The sequence below is a fragment of the Streptomyces sp. NPDC029014 genome (assembly GCF_055564695.1).
On sequence record NZ_JBVHVT010000133.1, the window covers coordinates 1 to 15,809 of the forward strand.

Annotated in this window: 17 protein-coding genes; 13 read left to right on the top strand and 4 right to left on the bottom strand. The window is 72.5% G+C overall.

Annotated features, from left to right (window positions below; all coding sequences use genetic code 11):
- The first annotated feature begins 255 nt into the window (after window positions 1-255).
- Window positions 256-687: a hypothetical protein gene (locus ACZ4VL_RS38385; protein WP_468209941.1), complete on the top strand. Its 432-nt coding sequence runs from the start codon at window positions 256-258 to the stop codon at window positions 685-687.
- Here the strand turns inward: ACZ4VL_RS38385 and ACZ4VL_RS38390 are convergent.
- Window positions 668-1,372, bottom strand: coding sequence for a FadR/GntR family transcriptional regulator (locus ACZ4VL_RS38390; RefSeq protein WP_468209944.1), 705 nt, complete (start codon window positions 1,370-1,372; stop codon window positions 668-670). The genes ACZ4VL_RS38385 and ACZ4VL_RS38390 overlap by 20 nt on opposite strands.
- An 84-nt stretch (window positions 1,373-1,456) precedes the next feature.
- Here ACZ4VL_RS38390 and ACZ4VL_RS38395 point away from each other — a divergent pair, with 84 nt between their 5' ends.
- From ACZ4VL_RS38395 to ACZ4VL_RS38410, 4 genes are all read left to right on the top strand, one after another.
- Window positions 1,457-2,782: a CynX/NimT family MFS transporter gene (locus ACZ4VL_RS38395; RefSeq protein WP_468209947.1), complete on the top strand. Its 1,326-nt coding sequence runs from the start codon at window positions 1,457-1,459 to the stop codon at window positions 2,780-2,782.
- A 5-nt stretch (window positions 2,783-2,787) separates the two neighbouring features.
- Window positions 2,788-2,907: an SGM_5486 family transporter-associated protein gene (locus ACZ4VL_RS38400; protein ID WP_468209950.1), complete on the top strand. Its 120-nt coding sequence runs from the start codon at window positions 2,788-2,790 to the stop codon at window positions 2,905-2,907.
- 147 nt (window positions 2,908-3,054) lie between these two features.
- Window positions 3,055-3,255: a hypothetical protein gene (locus ACZ4VL_RS38405; RefSeq protein ID WP_468209953.1), complete on the top strand. Its 201-nt coding sequence runs from the start codon at window positions 3,055-3,057 to the stop codon at window positions 3,253-3,255.
- 110 nt (window positions 3,256-3,365) lie between these two features.
- Window positions 3,366-3,887 carry a SixA phosphatase family protein gene (locus ACZ4VL_RS38410; RefSeq protein WP_468209956.1) on the top strand — a complete coding sequence of 174 codons (522 nt, stop codon included), beginning with the start codon at window positions 3,366-3,368 and terminating at the stop codon, window positions 3,885-3,887.
- A gap of 120 nt (window positions 3,888-4,007) precedes the next feature.
- Here the strand turns inward: ACZ4VL_RS38410 and serB are convergent, their stop codons facing one another.
- Window positions 4,008-5,207 carry a phosphoserine phosphatase SerB gene (gene serB, locus ACZ4VL_RS38415; protein ID WP_452935447.1) on the bottom strand — a complete coding sequence of 400 codons (1,200 nt, stop codon included), beginning with the start codon at window positions 5,205-5,207 and terminating at the stop codon, window positions 4,008-4,010.
- A 295-nt stretch (window positions 5,208-5,502) separates the two neighbouring features.
- On the opposite strand from serB, the gene ACZ4VL_RS38420 reads away from it, so the two are divergent.
- Window positions 5,503-8,004 carry an ABC transporter ATP-binding protein/permease gene (locus ACZ4VL_RS38420; protein ID WP_468209959.1) on the top strand — a complete coding sequence of 834 codons (2,502 nt, stop codon included), beginning with the start codon at window positions 5,503-5,505 and terminating at the stop codon, window positions 8,002-8,004.
- A gap of 108 nt (window positions 8,005-8,112) precedes the next feature.
- Here ACZ4VL_RS38420 and ACZ4VL_RS38425 read toward each other — a convergent pair whose 3' ends face one another.
- The gene (locus ACZ4VL_RS38425; RefSeq protein ID WP_468209962.1) at window positions 8,113-8,730 is read right to left on the bottom strand and encodes a transglycosylase SLT domain-containing protein; all 618 of its coding nucleotides are present in this window, start codon (window positions 8,728-8,730) and stop codon (window positions 8,113-8,115) included.
- A 473-nt stretch (window positions 8,731-9,203) separates the two neighbouring features.
- Between ACZ4VL_RS38425 and ACZ4VL_RS38430 the strand changes: the two genes are divergently transcribed.
- From ACZ4VL_RS38430 to ACZ4VL_RS38440, 3 genes are all read left to right on the top strand, one after another.
- On the top strand, window positions 9,204-10,334 hold the full coding sequence (locus ACZ4VL_RS38430) for a GAF domain-containing sensor histidine kinase (RefSeq protein WP_468209966.1): 1,131 nt from the start codon (window positions 9,204-9,206) through the stop codon (window positions 10,332-10,334).
- A complete protein-coding gene (locus ACZ4VL_RS38435; RefSeq protein WP_361087546.1) occupies window positions 10,327-10,980 on the top strand; it encodes a response regulator transcription factor in 654 nt (217 codons plus the stop codon). Before ACZ4VL_RS38430 ends, ACZ4VL_RS38435 begins: the two co-directional genes overlap by 8 nt.
- Before the next feature lie 135 nt (window positions 10,981-11,115).
- Window positions 11,116-11,364 (top strand): chaplin, encoded by a 249-nt coding sequence (locus ACZ4VL_RS38440; RefSeq protein ID WP_404243110.1) that lies wholly within the window; start codon window positions 11,116-11,118, stop codon window positions 11,362-11,364.
- A gap of 153 nt (window positions 11,365-11,517) precedes the next feature.
- On the opposite strand, the gene ACZ4VL_RS38445 is transcribed toward ACZ4VL_RS38440, so the two are convergent.
- Window positions 11,518-12,300, bottom strand: coding sequence for a hypothetical protein (locus ACZ4VL_RS38445; RefSeq protein WP_468209971.1), 783 nt, complete (start codon window positions 12,298-12,300; stop codon window positions 11,518-11,520).
- A gap of 143 nt (window positions 12,301-12,443) precedes the next feature.
- Here ACZ4VL_RS38445 and ACZ4VL_RS38450 point away from each other — a divergent pair, with 143 nt between their 5' ends.
- The 4 genes from ACZ4VL_RS38450 (at window position 12,444) to ACZ4VL_RS38465 (ending at window position 15,680) form a co-directional block, all read left to right on the top strand.
- Window positions 12,444-13,238, top strand: a complete 795-nt coding sequence (locus ACZ4VL_RS38450) for an ABC transporter ATP-binding protein (protein WP_468209974.1) — start codon at window positions 12,444-12,446, stop codon at window positions 13,236-13,238.
- Window positions 13,239-13,282: 44 nt separating this feature from the next.
- Window positions 13,283-13,708 (top strand): NfeD family protein, encoded by a 426-nt coding sequence (locus ACZ4VL_RS38455; RefSeq protein ID WP_403566050.1) that lies wholly within the window; start codon window positions 13,283-13,285, stop codon window positions 13,706-13,708.
- A gap of 94 nt (window positions 13,709-13,802) precedes the next feature.
- Window positions 13,803-14,801, top strand: a complete 999-nt coding sequence (locus ACZ4VL_RS38460) for an SPFH domain-containing protein (RefSeq protein ID WP_468209977.1) — start codon at window positions 13,803-13,805, stop codon at window positions 14,799-14,801.
- A 102-nt stretch (window positions 14,802-14,903) separates the two neighbouring features.
- Window positions 14,904-15,680, top strand: coding sequence for a sulfite exporter TauE/SafE family protein (locus ACZ4VL_RS38465; RefSeq protein WP_468209980.1), 777 nt, complete (start codon window positions 14,904-14,906; stop codon window positions 15,678-15,680).
- Window positions 15,681-15,809 lie beyond the last annotated feature (129 nt).

The window sequence follows — 15,809 nt, forward strand, 5'->3', positions numbered from 1 at the left end:
CCCCCCCCCCCCCCCCCCCCCCCCCCCCCCCCCCCCCCCCCCCCCCCCCCCCCCCCCCCCCCCCCCCCCCCCCCCCCCCCCCCCCCCCCCCCGTTTCCGCGTTCCGGGGACGGGACGCGGGAGGGCGGGGTCTGCACCCTCGATCAGATTTGCGAGGGCCGACCGGATCTTCCCGAGTCGAAAACCAGGGCAGAAGACTGCAAACTGACCAGGTCGGGATCTTCCCGGCTCCTTTTGCCGGGAGGAGGTACGGGCGTGCCTGCGAGGCCGAACCGGGCGGTTGCACTGCTGGTGACCTCGGTCGTCCTGGCGGGATTCCTGATCCCGGGAGTGCTCGCCCGGCCCGAGGGTGCGGACCAGTTGACCGGGTCCGGCCCGGCCACCCCCACCGGCGTGGACCTCGCCGAGATCCCCGCCGAGCCCCCCGCACGGGCCACCCCGACCCCGACCGCCGACCTGTTCGGCGCGGACTGCGACACCGTCGTCGAGGGCACGCTGGTCACCGCGTACTGCCACAACAGCTACCCGGAGACCGACCTGGTCCGGCTGCACGTCGAATGCGACCGCTGGTGGGACCTGGACGGGGACGGCAACGCGGTGGCCGTCGGCCCGGCCGGCCGGGCCGAGCTCGTCGGCCGGTGCTGGAAGGAAGTCCGCTCGACCTGGGTCAGCCACCGGAGGGCGTGACCGCCGGGTCCTGCTCCATCCGGCCCAGGCAGGTGAACGGGTAGCCGGCCGCCTCCGAGGCCGCCGTGTCCCCGTCCCCGCGCCGGATCGCCTCGATCAGCCGGGCGTGGTCGAGGAGCCCCGCCGGGTCCAGGTCCACGCCCACGTCCCAGCGCAGCCACTCGGCCACCAGGTCGCCGAGGTCCGCGTACAGCTCGATCAGCACCTCGTTGTGCGAGGCGGCCACCACCGCCATGTGCAGCGCGACGTCCGCCGCCACGAACAACTCCGCGTCCCCGCTCGCCCAGGCCCCGTCGCGCCGCGCCAGCAGCGCGTCCAGCTGCGCCATGTCCCGCTCGGTGCGCCGCTGCGCCGCCAGCCGGGCCGCGGCCGACTCCAGCGTCGAGCGGACCTCGGCGATGTGCCGGGGGTCGGCCCCGGCGAAGCGGCGGTGCATCACCCCGGCCAGCTCGCTCGTGGCGAGCACGTACGTCCCCGAACCCTGGCGGATGTCCAGCAGCCCGTTGTGGGCCAGGGCCCGCACGGCCTCGCGGACGGTGTTGCGGGCCACCCCGAGCATCTCCACCAGCTCCGGCTCGGTGGGGATGCGGGCGCCGACCGGCCATTCGCCGGACGTGATCTGGTTCCTGAGCTGGGCGATCACCTGATCGACCAGGGCGGATCGGCGGGGCGAGGTCAGTGGCATACGGGCGGGAGTCCTCTCCGGGGCCGGGCGGTCGGACGACAACTGGCTGGACAGCCAATCATCCCATGATTCTATGATGGATGAATGTTGGACGACGAGACCCAGACCCTCGACCGGCGGACCGCCGCGCCCGCAACAGCCCCGACCCTCCTCCCCGCCGCCCGGACCGGCCCCGCCGCCCCGGCGGCCCCCGCGCCCGAGGCCGCCCGGCCCGGATGGCTCGGACCGGTCCTCGTCGTCGGCATCGTCCTGGCCGCCCTCAACCTGAGACCCGCCATCACCAGCCTCGGCGCCCTCTTCGAGGAGGTCCGCACCGGCCTCGGCATGAGCGGCACCGTCGCCGGACTGATCACCTCCGTCCCGGCCCTCTGCTTCGCCGCCGTCGGCGTCACCGCACCCCGCCTCTCCCGCCGCTTCGGCCCGGCGGCCGTCGTCTGCGCGGGCATGGCCGCCGTCGCCGCAGGACTGCTGATCCGCCCCTTCGCCACCGGCGCCGCCGGATTCCTCGCCGCCAGCGCTCTGTCCCTGGCCGGCATCGCCCTGACCAACGTGCTGCTCCCGGTGATCGTCAAGCGCTGGTTCCCCGACCGCCTCGGCACCATGACCGGCCTGTACTCCATGGCCCTGGCCGTGGGCACCTCGCTGGCCGCCGCCGCCACCGTCCCGCTGACCTCCGCCCTCGGCGGCAGCTGGCGCACCGGCCTGCTGGTCTGGGCCGTGCTCGCGGTGGCGGCCGTACTGCCCTGGCTGCCGCTGGCCGCCTCCGTCCGGCGCGAGCGGCGGACCGCCACGGGCGCCGCACCCGCCGCTGCCGCCGGCCCGAGCGTCGTCCGCAGCCGCACCGCCTGGGCCCTGGCCGGCTACTTCGGCCTCCAGGCCACCGGTGCGTACATCACCATGGGCTGGCTCCCGCAGATCTTCCGTGACGCCGGGGTCTCCGCCGGGACCGCGGGCGTCCTGCTCGCCGTCACCATGGTCATGGGCGTCCCGCTGGCCTTCGTCATCCCCAACCTGGCCGGCCGGATGCGCAACCAGGGCCCCATCGCCGTCGGCCTCGGCGTCTTCGGCCTCATCGGCTACACCGGCCTGCACCTCGCCCCCGCCGCCGGCGCCTGGGCGTGGGCCCTCCTGCTCGGCATCTCCAACTGCGCCTTCCCGCTCGCCATCACCATGATCGGGATGCGCGCGAAGAGCCCGGCCGGCGTCGCCCGGCTCTCCGCCTTCGCCCAGAGCACCGGCTACCTCGTCTCCATCCCCGGCCCCCTGCTCATCGGCACCCTCTACCAGCACAGCGGCGGCTGGGACCTGCCGCTGACCCTGATGACCTGCCTGCTGGTCCCGCAGATCGCCCTGGGCGTGCTCGCAGGCCGGGACCGCACGATCGAGGACGAACGCGGCGTGCGAGACTGAACGGCATGTCGCCCGTACTCGAACCCCACCCCCAGGACGGCCGCAAGAAGCTCGGCGCCGTGCTCGGCGCGATGCTCGTCGTCACCGTGATCATCGCCGTCATCGCGACCATCGCCTCGCCCTGACCCGGCAGGAGGGTGGGGCTGCCCCCACCGACCCCTAGGGGGCGCGGTTCAGGGTCGGGTGGGGTGCGCCCCTGATGGGAACGGCGCCTTCGGATCCCTAGATTCGAAGGACGAGCCCGTCCCCTGCGCACACCCCGGAAGGCCCCCATGCCGGCCACCCCGCCCGCCCCCGTCCACCGCACCGCCGGCGCCGACGTCCGCCTGCACTGGTGGGCCCTGGCCCTGCCCGCCCTCGCCTTCGGCCTCCTGCTGCTGCTCCTCGCCGGATCCGGCGAGATCCAGGCCACCGCCGGCGAGACCGCCCCCCTGCTCCAGGTCACCGAACAGCTGCTGCGCGCCGCCGGCTGATCGGGCCCGCGCGGCCGCGTGAGCCGCGCACGCCGCAGGTGCGCCTCCCGTGCGCGGACGGGCCCCCAACACCCTCCGCTGGACGGCCCGATCCGTGCGAAGCTGGGGCCATGAGCGCCGACACACCCCGCAGGATCGTCCTCCTCCGGCACGCCAAGGCCGACTGGCCCCAGGTGGCCGACCACGACCGCCCGCTGGCGGAACGCGGCCGCAAGGAGGCACCGGCCGCCGGACTGAAGCTGGCCGTGGCCGGCATCGCCTTCGACCTGGCCCTCTGCTCCACCGCAGCCCGCACCCGCGAGACGTGGAAGCTCGCCGTCCAGGAACTGCCGCACCGGCCGAAGACCGTGTACGAGGAGCGGCTGTACGAGGCCTCGCTCGGCGAGCTCATCGCCCTCCTCAACGAAACCGCCGACGAGGTCGCGGACCTCCTCGTGATCGGCCACAACCCCGGCATGCACGCCCTCGCCGACGCCCTCGCCGGCCGCGTCGAGGGCGACGCCCTGGCCCGGATGACCCGCAGCGGCTTCCCGACCGCCGCGCTCGCGGTCGTCTCCTTCACGGGGTCCTGGAAGTCCCTGGAACACGGCGTGGGCACGCTGCTCGACTTCTGGACCCCCGCGGACCACTGACCGACCGGCCCGCGGCGGGGCCTCCCGGACGAGGGGACGGGCTCCGGCGGTCGATCCGCCGGGGCCCGTCCCCATTGCCGTGCGCGTGGCCGTACCCGTGCGTCGGACGGGCGGACCGGGTCAGGTCAGGCCGGCGGCCTCGACCTCCTCGCGGGTGATCCCGAGCAGGTACAGCACGGTGTCCAGGAACGGCACGTTGACCGCGGTGTGCGCGGCCTCGCGGACCACCGGCTTGGCGTTGAAGGCCACCCCCAGCCCGGCCGCGTTCAGCATGTCCAGGTCGTTCGCGCCGTCGCCGATCGCCACCGTCTGCTCCAGCGGTACGCCGGCCTCCTGCGCGAAGCGGCGCAGCAGCCGGGCCTTCCCGGCCCGGTCCACGATCTCGCCCGTGACCCGGCCGGTGAGCTTGCCGTCGACGATCTCCAGGGTGTTGGCGGAGGCGAAGTCCAGCCCCAGCCGCTCCCGCAGATCGTCCGTGACCTGCGTGAACCCGCCGGAGACCACGCCCACCTGGTAGCCGAGCTGCTTGAGGGTGCGGATCAGCGTCCGCGCGCCGGGGGTCAGCCGCACCTCGGCCCGGACCTTCTCCACCACCGAGGCGTCCAGCCCCGCCAGCAGCGCCACCCGGGCGTGCAGCGACTGCTCGAAGTCCAGCTCGCCGCGCATGGCCCGCTCGGTCACCGCGGCGACCTCGGGCTCGCAGCCCGCGTGCGCGGCGAACAGCTCGATGACCTCGTCCTGGATCAGGGTCGAGTCCACGTCCATGACGATCAGGCGCTGGGCCCGCCGGTGCAGGCCCGCCGAGACCACCGCCACGTCGACGCCGATGTGCGCCGCGGCCGTGGCCAGCGCGGTGCGCAGCGGCTCCGTCTCGCACCCCGACACGGCGAACTCGACGGCCGTCACCGGATACTTGGCGAGCCGGAAGATACGGTCGATGTTGCCGCCCGTGGCGGTGATCCGGGCGGCGACGGCCGCCGTGGACTCGGCGGTCAGCGGGTGGCCGAGCACGGTGACGTGGGAGCGGCCGGTGCCGCGCGGCCGGTTGTCGCCGGTGCCGGAAAGGATCTCCGCCTGCATCTTGAGCGACTCGGCCCAGCTGTGGATGGTGGCCCGCAGCTCGCCCTCGGTGCCGTGCGAGGGCGTGGTGACGAGGGCGCACAGCACGATGCGGCCCCGGGTGACGACCTGCTCGATGTCGACCACGTCGACGGAGAAGGCGGCCAGGGTGTCGAACAGTCCCGCGGTGATCCCGGGACGGTCCTTGCCGAAGATCTTGACGAGAAGGGTGGGGACGTCTGAGGTCTGCGAAGCGCTCATGGTGCCCTCACCGTATCTTCCCGGCCCGCGCGGGCGTCAGGCCCGTCCCACCCACCGGGATCGGTTTCCCCCGCTCAGAGGCGGCGGCGGGGCCGGGATCGTCGATCAAGAAGTCCTGTATCGCACGCTCCGGGCGACTTGCCCCCGCGGTCCGCCGGCAGCCCGGCAAGGCCCCGATTCCACATGTGGGCGCAGGCCTGAAATAGTTCCCCCGGATGTTAGCCATCCCTAGACTCCCTGGCGTCGGACTCCCTGACGGCCAGGGGGATTCTCGGGGGACCTAAGTGGGGCTGGAGTGCCGGAACTCGTACTGGAATTGAATGGAAGGACCTGGACGTTGGATCCGTCCAGGTCGTACTCGCTGGGGCGCGACCCCCAGGGAGACGTGGTGATCGATGACGCCCGGGTTTCCTGGCGGCACGCCACCATCGCTTGGAACGGCCGGGGTTGGGGCATCGAGGACCACGGCAGCACCAACGGCACGTACGTGCGGGGTGCGCGGGTCCAGCAGGTGGAGCTCGTGCCGGGCACGCCGGTCCACCTCGGCAACGCCACCGACGGGCCGCGGCTGGATCTGAGCGTTGCCGGCGCGCCGCAGCAGGCCGCCGTGCCGCAGCAGCAGGCCCCGGCCTACCAGGCCCCGGCACCTGCCTACCAGGCCCCGGCCCAGGCGCAGGCCGCGTCGGCGTACCAGCCTCCGGCCCAGCAGCAGGCGTGGCCGCAGCCGCAGCAGCAGGCGCCCGCCCAGCAGCACTTCCCGCAGCAGCAGGGCGCGCCCGCGGGCCACGGCGGTGACCGCAGCCCGACGACCTTCCACCAGATCGCCGTCGGCCGCGTCATGCGCATCGGCCGTGCCCTGGACAACGAGCTCGTCGTCTCCGACCTGCAGGTCTCGCGGCACCACGCGGAGTTCCGCTCCACCGGCGGTCGCTTCGAGATCCACGACCTGGGCAGCCACAACGGCACCTATGTCAACGGCCAGCCGCTGGCCAAGTCCGGCTCGGCGCTGCTCGGCCCGAACGACATCGTCGGCGTCGGCCACTCCACGTTCCGGATCGTCGGCGACCGGCTGGAGGAGTTCGTCGACTCGGGCGACGTCTCCTTCTCCGCCCGCCACCTCACGGTCACGGTCGACGGCGGCAAGCAGATCCTCAAGGACGTCACCTTCGGCGTCCCGGAGAAGTCGCTGATCGGCGTCATCGGCCCGTCCGGTTCCGGCAAGTCGACCCTGCTCAAGGCGCTGACCGGCTACCGGCCCGCCGACCAGGGCGAGGTCCTCTACGACAACCGCAACCTGTACAAGCAGTTCGCGGAGCTCCGCCAGCGCATCGGCCTGGTCCCGCAGGACGACATCCTGCACAAGGAGCTGAAGGTCGCGACCGCCCTGAAGTACGCGGCCAAGCTCCGCTTCCCCGGCGACACCGCCGAGTCCGAGCGCGCCGCGCGCATCGACGAGGTGCTGCGCGAGCTCAAGCTCGACATCCACAAGGACAAGAAGATCACTGCGCTCTCGGGTGGTCAGCGCAAGCGCGTGTCCGTGGCCCTGGAGCTGCTCACCAAGCCGTCGCTGATCTTCCTCGACGAGCCGACCTCCGGCCTCGACCCGGGCATGGACCGCGACGTCATGCAGCTGTTGCGCGGCCTCGCCGACGACGGCCGCACGGTCCTCGTCGTCACCCACTCCGTGGCCGAGCTGTCGCTGTGCGACAAGCTGCTGGTCATGGCCCCGGGCGGTTCGGTGGCCTACTTCGGCCCGCCGGACGAGGCGCTCAACTTCTTCGGCTACACCACGTGGGCGGACGTGTTCTCGGCGTTCGAGAACTACCGCGACTACGACTGGGCCGGCCGCTGGAAGGGTTCGCAGCACTACCAGCTGTACGCCGCCGATCTCGACGCGGTCGCCCCGCAGGCGGTGGCCATGCCGCCGCAGCAGATGATCCCGCCGAAGCCGCAGGCCTGGGGCTCGCAGCTGTGGACCCTGATGCGCCGCTACCTGTCGGTCATCGCCTCCGACAAGGGCTTCCTCGCCCTCATGGTGATCATGCCCGCGGTCATCGGCATCGTCTCCACCGTGATCCCGGCGAAGTTCGGCCTCGCACCGCCGACACCGCCGAGCCGCTTCAACGGCGACGCCGGAACGATCATGCTGATCCTCGCGGTCGGCATGTGCTTCTCCGGTTCCGCCAACTCGGTCCGTGAGCTGATCAAGGAGCGGGTCATCTACGAGCGGGAACGCGCGACGGGCCTGTCCCGTTCGGCGTACCTGATGTCGAAGGTGATCGTCCTCGGCGTCATCACGGCCCTCCAGAGCGCGATCATGTGCGCGATCGCGTTCACCCCGCGCAAGCTCCCCGTCGAGGGCGTGTTCATGGACCCGGCCACCGAGCTGTGCATCTCGGTGATCGCGCTCGGCCTCACCTCGATGATGTTCGGCCTGGTCATTTCCTCGCTGGTGAAGACCGCCGAGAAGACCATGCCGCTGCTGGTCATGTTCGCGATCATCCAGGTCGTGTTCACGGGCCTGCTGTTCCAGATCTACGACAAGCCCGGCCTGGAGCAGTTCGCCTGGCTGATGCCCTCCCGCTGGGCCATCGCCGCCGCCGGCACCACGCTGAACCTGGCCAAGCTGATGGCGCCGTTCGACCAGCAGCACCCGGAGAACACCGACCCGCTGTGGGACCCCACCGGCGGCCAGTGGACGCTGAACATCATCGTCCTGCTCGCCCTCGGCATCGCCTGCGGCTTCGCGGTGCAGCGCCTGCTGCGCCGCCACGAGCCCGAGGTCATGCGCAACTAGCGGCGGCAGCGCGACCGCGCGACGCACAAGCGCCTCAGGGCGGTACCCGGATCGCGGGTACCGCCCTGAGGCGTTCGAAGAGTTGCTGCGGAGGTGTCCGCGAGGTGCCTAGTAGGCGCTGTTCACGTTGTCGATGGTGCCGTAGCGGTCGGCCGCGTAGTTGCAGGCGGCGACGATGTTGGCGACCGGGTCGTACTGGTCGAACTTGGTGCCCGGCACGTGGTACGTCTTGAAGGTCGGGTAGATGACCTGGAGCAGACCCTTGGACGGGATGCCGTTCTTGGCGTTGATGTCCCAGTTGTTGATGGCCAGCGGGTTGCCCGAGGACTCGCGCATCACGTTCTTGTGGATGCCCGCGTAGGTGCCCGGGATGCCCTCCTTCTTCATGATGAAGAGGGCTTCCTTGATCCAGCCGTCCAGGTTGTTCGCGAAGACCGGCTTGCGGGCGGCCGCACGGCTGGCGGCCTGCTCGCGGGCCTTCTTCGCCGCGGCCTCGGCCTTGGCCTTCGCGGCGGCAGCGGCGTCGGCCTGCTGGGCGGTCAGGGTGGTCTGGGCGGTCTTGGCCTGGGTCATCGCCACGGGGGCAGCCTCGGCCGTACCGGTGTTGGCGGCACCGCCGGGGACGAGGGTGGCGGCAACGGCAGCGGCACCGACGGTGGCGACGGCGGCGAAGGACATCTTGTGCGTCTTCGTCATGCGACGGCCACGAATGCTGGTCTTGGACATGCGGTAGCAACCTCTTCGAATCGCGGGGGCCGCAGGAGGACGCCGGGAGGATCTGGGGATCCGCGGTGCCGTGCGGCGGGAGCAATTCTTAGCGGCGGCAAAATCCTGGTGCAAAGGTGTGACGTACGATCCTGCTTAGTGGATCAGGGGGCACGCCCAGATCCGGAATTTCCCCCCGGACATCGGACAGAACAGCCCTGATGCCACCTTTACAGGTCCACTACGTGCCTTCGTAAGTGATGTGGGTCCTATGCGCGGGCTCACATCGGCCGTGTAACGGCATCGCCAACCGTTGCCACCGCAATTCGTTCCGTCACGCACCTGCGACGTACGGACGACGTCACCGGCCCACCGCCTCCACCCCGAGGACCGCATCCGCCCGCAGCCCTCCTCCCCGAGGAGGACCCCGCCCGCCCCCGGGCCTAGGCCCGAAGCCCGATCCCGCAGGTCAGCGCCGCGAGTACGGTGACCCCATGCACAACGGACCGCCCAGCGGACTCGCCGCCGTGAGCACCGCACTGCTCGCCATGAGCCGCCGACTGGAGGTGCGCGACGTCCTGCGCACGATCGTCGTCTCCGCCCGCGAACTGCTCGACGCCCGCTACGCGGCCCTCGGCGTTCCGGACGACCACGGCGGCTTCGCCCAGTTCGTCGTCGACGGCATCAGCGAGGACCAGTGGCGCCGCATCGGCCCGCTGCCCCGCCAGCACGGCATCCTCGCCGCGATGCTCCACCAGGAGCACGCCGAGCGGTTCGCCGACGTGCGCAAGGACCCCCGCTTCGAGGGCTGGCCCGCCGCCCACCCCGAGATGTCCGACTTCCTCGGCCAGCCCATCCGGGACGGCGAGGAGACCCTCGGCGCCCTCTTCCTCGCCGACAAGCGGGTCCCCGGCGGCTTCACCGACGAGGACGAGGAGCTCCTCGGGCTCCTCGCCCAGCACGCGGCGCTCGCCCTCACCAACGCCCGGCTCTACGAGCGCAGCCGCGAGCTCACCATCACCGAGGAGCGCTCCCGCCTCGCCCACGAGCTGCACGACGCCGTCAGCCAGAAGCTGTTCTCCCTGCGCCTGACCGCCCAGGCCGCCGCCGCCCTCGTCGACCGTGACCCGGCCCGCGCCAAGGAGGAACTGCACCAGGTCGCCGTGCTCGCCGCCGAGGCCACCGACGAACTGCGCGCCGCCGTCACCGAGCTGCGCCCCGCCGGCCTCGACGAGGACGGGCTGGTCGCCACCCTCCGCGGCCAGGTCCGTGTCCTCGACCGCGCCCACAGCGCCCGCGTCACCTTCACCTGCGACGGTGTACGCGCCCTGCCCGCCGCCCAGGAGGAGGCCCTGCTCCGGGTCGCCCAGGAGGCCCTCCACAACGCCCTGCGGCACGCGGACGCCGACCGCGTCGAGGTCGTCCTCGCCCGCCGCGGCCCGGGCGCCGTCCTCACCGTCGAGGACGACGGCCGCGGCTTCGACCCCAGGGCGGTCCGGGCGGCCGGTCGCCACCTGGGCCTGGTCTCCATGCGGGACCGGGCCGGCGGCGTCGGCGGCCGCCTGACCGTGCACTCGGCGCCCGGTACGGGCACCACGATCGAGATGGAGGTGCCCGGTGGCTGACACGCCCGGGCGGACCCGCATCGGAGTACTGCTCGTCGACGACCACCAGGTGGTCCGGCGGGGCCTGCGCACGTTCCTGGAGGTCCAGGACGACATCGAGGTGGTCGGCGAGGCGGCCGACGGGGAGGAGGGCGTGGCCCGCGCCGAGGAGCTGCGGCCCGACGTGATCCTGATGGACGTCACCATGCCGGGCACCGACGGCATCGAGGCCCTGCGCCGCCTGCGCGCCCTCGCCAACCCAGCCCGGGTCCTCGTCGTCACCAGCTTCACCGAGCAGCGGACGGTCGTCCCCGCCCTGCGCGCCGGCGCCGCGGGATACGTCTACAAGGACGTCGACCCCGACGCCCTGGCCGGAGCCATCCGCTCCGTCCACGCCGGGCACGTGGTGCTGCAGCCCGAGGTGGCCGAGGCACTCCTCTCCCAGGAGGAGCAGTCCGGGTCCGGCCGCGGCGGCTCGCTGACCGAGCGGGAGCAGGAGGTCCTGGCCCTCATCGCGGACGGCCGCTCGAACCGGGAGATCGCCCGCGCACTCGTCCTGTCGGAGAAGACCGTCAAGACGCACGTCTCGAACATCCTGATGAAGCTGGACCTCGCGGACCGCACCCAGGCGGCCCTGTGGGCCGTCCGGCACGGCACCGCCGGCTGACGGCGTCCAGCGCCGTTGAGGATTTTCATACCGTCGGGTGTATGTCGCCCACATGGCGTATCCTCTGCGCCGGGCGGCCGTTCTCCATGGCGTGCCGCGGCGGACGCCCGCGGCAGATGCCTGGAGGACGAGAACGTGAAGAACACCAAGAAGGCCACTGCCATCACCCTGATCGCGGGCGGCCTCCTTGCCGCGGGAGCCGGCGTCTCCGCGGCGCACGGCAGCGGTGCCTCCGCCTGCGGCGAGGCCGCGGGCTCGCCCGGTGTGGCCTCGGGGAACCTGGTCCAGGCCCCCGTGCACGTCCCCGTGAACGCGGTCGGCAACACGGTCACCGTCGTCGGCCTGTTGAACGGCGTCTGGGGCAACACCGGCGTCAACCACTGACCCGCCGCCCCCCGCCACCGGCCCCGCCTCCCCCCACTCTCCCCGGGAGGCGGGGCCGCGCCACACCCGGAGCAGCGCCCACAGGGCCCGGTCCCCGCCCGGCCGGGCGCCTCACGGTCGGGCGCCTCACGGCCGGGCCCCGACGGGCCGGCGTCAGCCGCGCTCCCGCTCCTCCACCGCCGCGTTGTACGCCGCCACCAGCGCCCGCCGCGCCACCCGCTCCACCGGCCGCAGGGCCTCCGCCCGCGCCGCCATCTCCGAGGCCGCCACCGCGCCCCCGTGCCCGCGCTCGTACGCCAGCGACACCAGCAGGGCCACCCGCTGCGCCAGCGCCAGCACCCGCACCGCACGCGCCGGATAGCCCGGAGCCAGCGCCTCCCGCCCGGCCTCCGCCCGCGCCCGGTACGCCGACAGCGCGGCCTCGGCCGCCGGCCCCGACGCCGCCACGTCCAGCCGCGTCAGCACGACCGTCGCCTCGCGCATCCCCTCGGCCAGCTCCCGCTCCGCCTCGCCGAGCGACGGCACGTCCGCCGGCGGCGCCTCCCGCACCGGCAGGCAGTGCCACACCACCTCCACGTGCACGTCCCCCGCCGGCCCCGCCTCCGTGACCTCCGGCACCAGACCCAGCGCCGCGCCCGCCGCGACGACCGCCTCGCCGGCCTCCAGCGCCCGCTCGTTGAACTCCGCGGGCCCGCTCAGCCCCAGCGGATGCCCCGGCACCGGCAGCGCCACCCGCAGCCCGGTCACCCCCAGTGCCCGCAGCCGGCCCAGCGCCAGCGTGAGCCCCACCCGGGCCTCCTCGCCCGGCAGCCCCGCCACCCGGTGCACGGCGTCCTCGCCCACGATCGACATCGCGGCCTCGTCGGGCGAGACGAGACCGGACAGCAGCGCGTTCCCCCAGGCGGCCAGCCGCCCTGAACGTGGTTCGAAAAGCATCCCCCCACTCTACGGACGGGCCCGGATCCGGCCCCGCAGCCGGGCCCGCGCCCGGACCCCTCCCCGAGTGGCGTAGGTTTTCCCCTGGGGCTGCGCCGGCCGGTGCACTGACGAAACAGACTGCAAGGGGAGACAACGCGCTCATGAGCGATGTACTGGAGCTGGTGGACGTATCCGTGCTCCGCGAGGGCCGGGCTCTGGTGGACCAGGTCTCCTGGTCGGTCAAGGAAGGGGAGCGCTGGGTCATCCTCGGCCCCAACGGCGCCGGGAAGACCACGCTGCTCAACATCGCGTCCAGCTACCTCTTCCCCACCAAGGGCACCGCCACCATCCTCGGCAGCACCCTGGGCAAGGTGGACGTGTTCGAGCTGCGCCCGCGCATCGGCATCGCCGGTATCGCGATGGCCGACAAGCTCCCCAAGAAGCAGACCGTCCTCCAGACCGTCCTCACCGCCGCGTACGGCATGACGGCGACCTGGCAGGAGGAGTACGAGGCGGTCGACGAGCAGCGCGCCCGCGCCTTCCTCGACCGGCTCGGCATGAGCGACTACCTCGACCGGAAGTTCGGCACCCTCTCCGAGGGCGAGCGCAAGCGCACCCTGATCGCCCGCGCCCTGATGACCGACCCCGAGCTCCTCCTCCTCGACGAGCCCGCCGCCGGCCTCGACCTCGGCGGCCGCGAGGACCTCGTACGCCGCCTCGGCCGCCTCGCCCGCGACCCGCTCGCCCCCTCCATGGCGATGGTCACGCACCACGTCGAGGAGATCGCCCCCGGCTTCACCCACGTCCTGATGATCCGCCAGGGCAAGGTCGTCACCGCCGGACCCATCGACCTCGAACTCACCTCCCGCAACCTGTCCCTCTGCTTCGGCCTCCCCCTCGTCGTCGAGCGCCACGACAACGACCGCTGGACCGCCCAGGGCCTGCCCCTGCGTTAGTCGCACCCTGTCCCGACCGCGCCCGCCGGACCTACCATGACGATGTGAACATCGACGCATGGGTGTGGTGGCTCATAGGCGCGGTCGGGCTGGGCATCCCCCTCGTCCTGACGGCCATGCCGGAGTTCGGCATGTTCGCCGTCGGTGCGCTCGCCGCCGCCGTCACGGCGGCCCTCGGCGGGGGAGTGGTCGCCCAGGTCCTCGTCTTCGTCATCGTGTCGGTCGCACTCACCGCCGTCGTCCGCTCGATCGCCAACCACCACCGCGAGCGGCCCCAACACCGCACCGGAGTCGACGCGTTGAAGGGCAGGACGGCCCTCGTGGTCGAACGCGTCGACGGCACCGGGGGCCGGATCAAACTCGCCGGCGAAATCTGGTCCGCCCGCAGCCTCGACGCGGACAGCACCTTCGAACCCGGGCAGCAGGTGGACGTCGTGGAGATCGACGGAGCCACCGCCGTCGTCATGTGAGCTTCTAGCCAAGCAGCCGACCCGCGGCCCCGGGGTCTGCGAGACTCCGCTTCAACGGGGCAGTACAGACAGCCGGAAGGGCACGGGGAACCGCATGCAACCGATCATCATCGTCCTGATCATTCTGGTGGTTCTGGTCTTCATCGCCCTGGTCAAGACGATCCAGGTGATCCCGCAGGCCAGTGCAGCCATCGTCGAACGGTTCGGCCGCTACACCCGCACCCTCAACGCGGGCCTCAACATCGTGGTCCCGTTCATCGACTCCATCCGCAACCGCATCGACCTCCGCGAGCAGGTCGTGCCGTTCCCGCCGCAGCCGGTCATCACGCAGGACAACCTGGTCGTCAACATCGACACGGTCATCTACTACCAGGTCACCGACGCCCGCGCCGCGACGTACGAGGTCGCCAGCTACATCCAGGCCATCGAGCAGCTCACCGTCACCACCCTGCGCAACATCATCGGCGGCATGGACCTGGAGCGGACCCTCACCTCCCGCGAGGAGATCAACGCCGCCCTGCGCGGCGTCCTCGACGAGGCCACCGGCAAGTGGGGCATCCGCGTCAACCGCGTCGAGCTCAAGGCCATCGACCCGCCGACCTCCATCCAGGACTCGATGGAGAAGCAGATGCGCGCCGACCGCGACAAGCGCGCCTCCATCCTCCAGGCCGAGGGCGTCCGCCAGTCCGAGATCCTCAAGGCCGAGGGCGAGAAGCAGTCCGCCATCCTCCGCGCCGAGGGCGAGGCCAGGGCCGCCGCCCTCAAGGCCGAGGGCGAGGCCCAGGCCATCCGTACGGTCTTCGAGTCCATCCACGCCGGCGACGCCGACCAGAAGCTCCTCGCCTACCAGTACCTCCAGATGCTCCCCAAGCTCGCCGAGGGCGACGCCAACAAGCTCTGGATCGTGCCCAGCGAGATCGGCGACGCCCTCAAGGGCCTCTCCGGCGCCATGGGCAACTTCGGCCCCGTGAACGGCGGTTCGGGCTTCAACCCGCTCAACACCGCCAAGGCCGCCGGGAACGGCACCACCAACGGCCACGGACACAACGGGAGCAACGGCACGGAACGCCGCGAGCAGCCCCCGATCGACTGACCCGCGGACCCACGGGCCCGTCCCCTCCTGCATGATCAGTACGGCCCCTCGACCTTCATGGCGGGGAGGCGTCTCACTCATGCAAAGGGGATGGCCCAGTCCATGTCCATGTCCATCTGGGAATCACTCGCCGTGCTCGCGGCCGGCATCGGTGCCGGCGCCATCAACACGATCGTCGGCTCCGGCACCCTCATCACCTTCCCGGTGCTGCTCGCCACCGGACTCAGCCCGGTCACCGCCAACGTCTCCAACACCCTCGGCCTGGTGCCCGGTTCGCTCAGCGGGGCCTTCGGCTACCGCAAAGAGCTCCGCGGCCAGCGCCGCCGCATCATCCGCCTCGGCGCCGTCTCGCTCGTCGGCGGACTCGCGGGCGCCGTCCTGCTCCTCACCCTGCCGTCGGAGTCCTTCGACACGATCGTGCCCGTCCTCATCGGACTCGCGCTCGTCCTCGTCGTCCTCCAGCCCCGCCTCGCGGCCGCCCTGCGCCGCCGCCAGGAGGCCGCCGGACGGGACGGCGGCCACCCCGACGGCGGGCCCGTCCTCCTCGGCGGCATGCTCGTCGCCAGCGCGTACGGCGGTTACTTCGGTGCCGCCCAGGGCGTGCTCTACCTCGCCCTGATGGGGTTGCTGCTCCACGACGACATGCAGCGCATCAACGCCGTCAAGAACGTCATCGCCGCCCTCGTCAACGGCATCGCCGCCGTCTTCTTCCTCTTCGTCGCCGACTTCGACTGGACCGCCGTCCTCCTCATCGCCGTCGGCTCGACCATAGGCGGCCAGATCGGCGCGAAGGTCGGCCGTCGCCTCCCGCCCACCGCACTCCGCGCTGTGATCGTCGTGGTCGGCACCCTCGCCATCGTCCAGCTGCTGCTGCGCTGACCCCCACCCCCCGTACGCACACCCCGTCCGCACACGGCGGGGGGGGGGGGGGGGGGGGGGGGGGGGGGGGGGGGGGGGGGGGGGGGGGGGGGGGGGGGGGGGGGGGGGGGGGGGGGGGGGGGGGGGGGG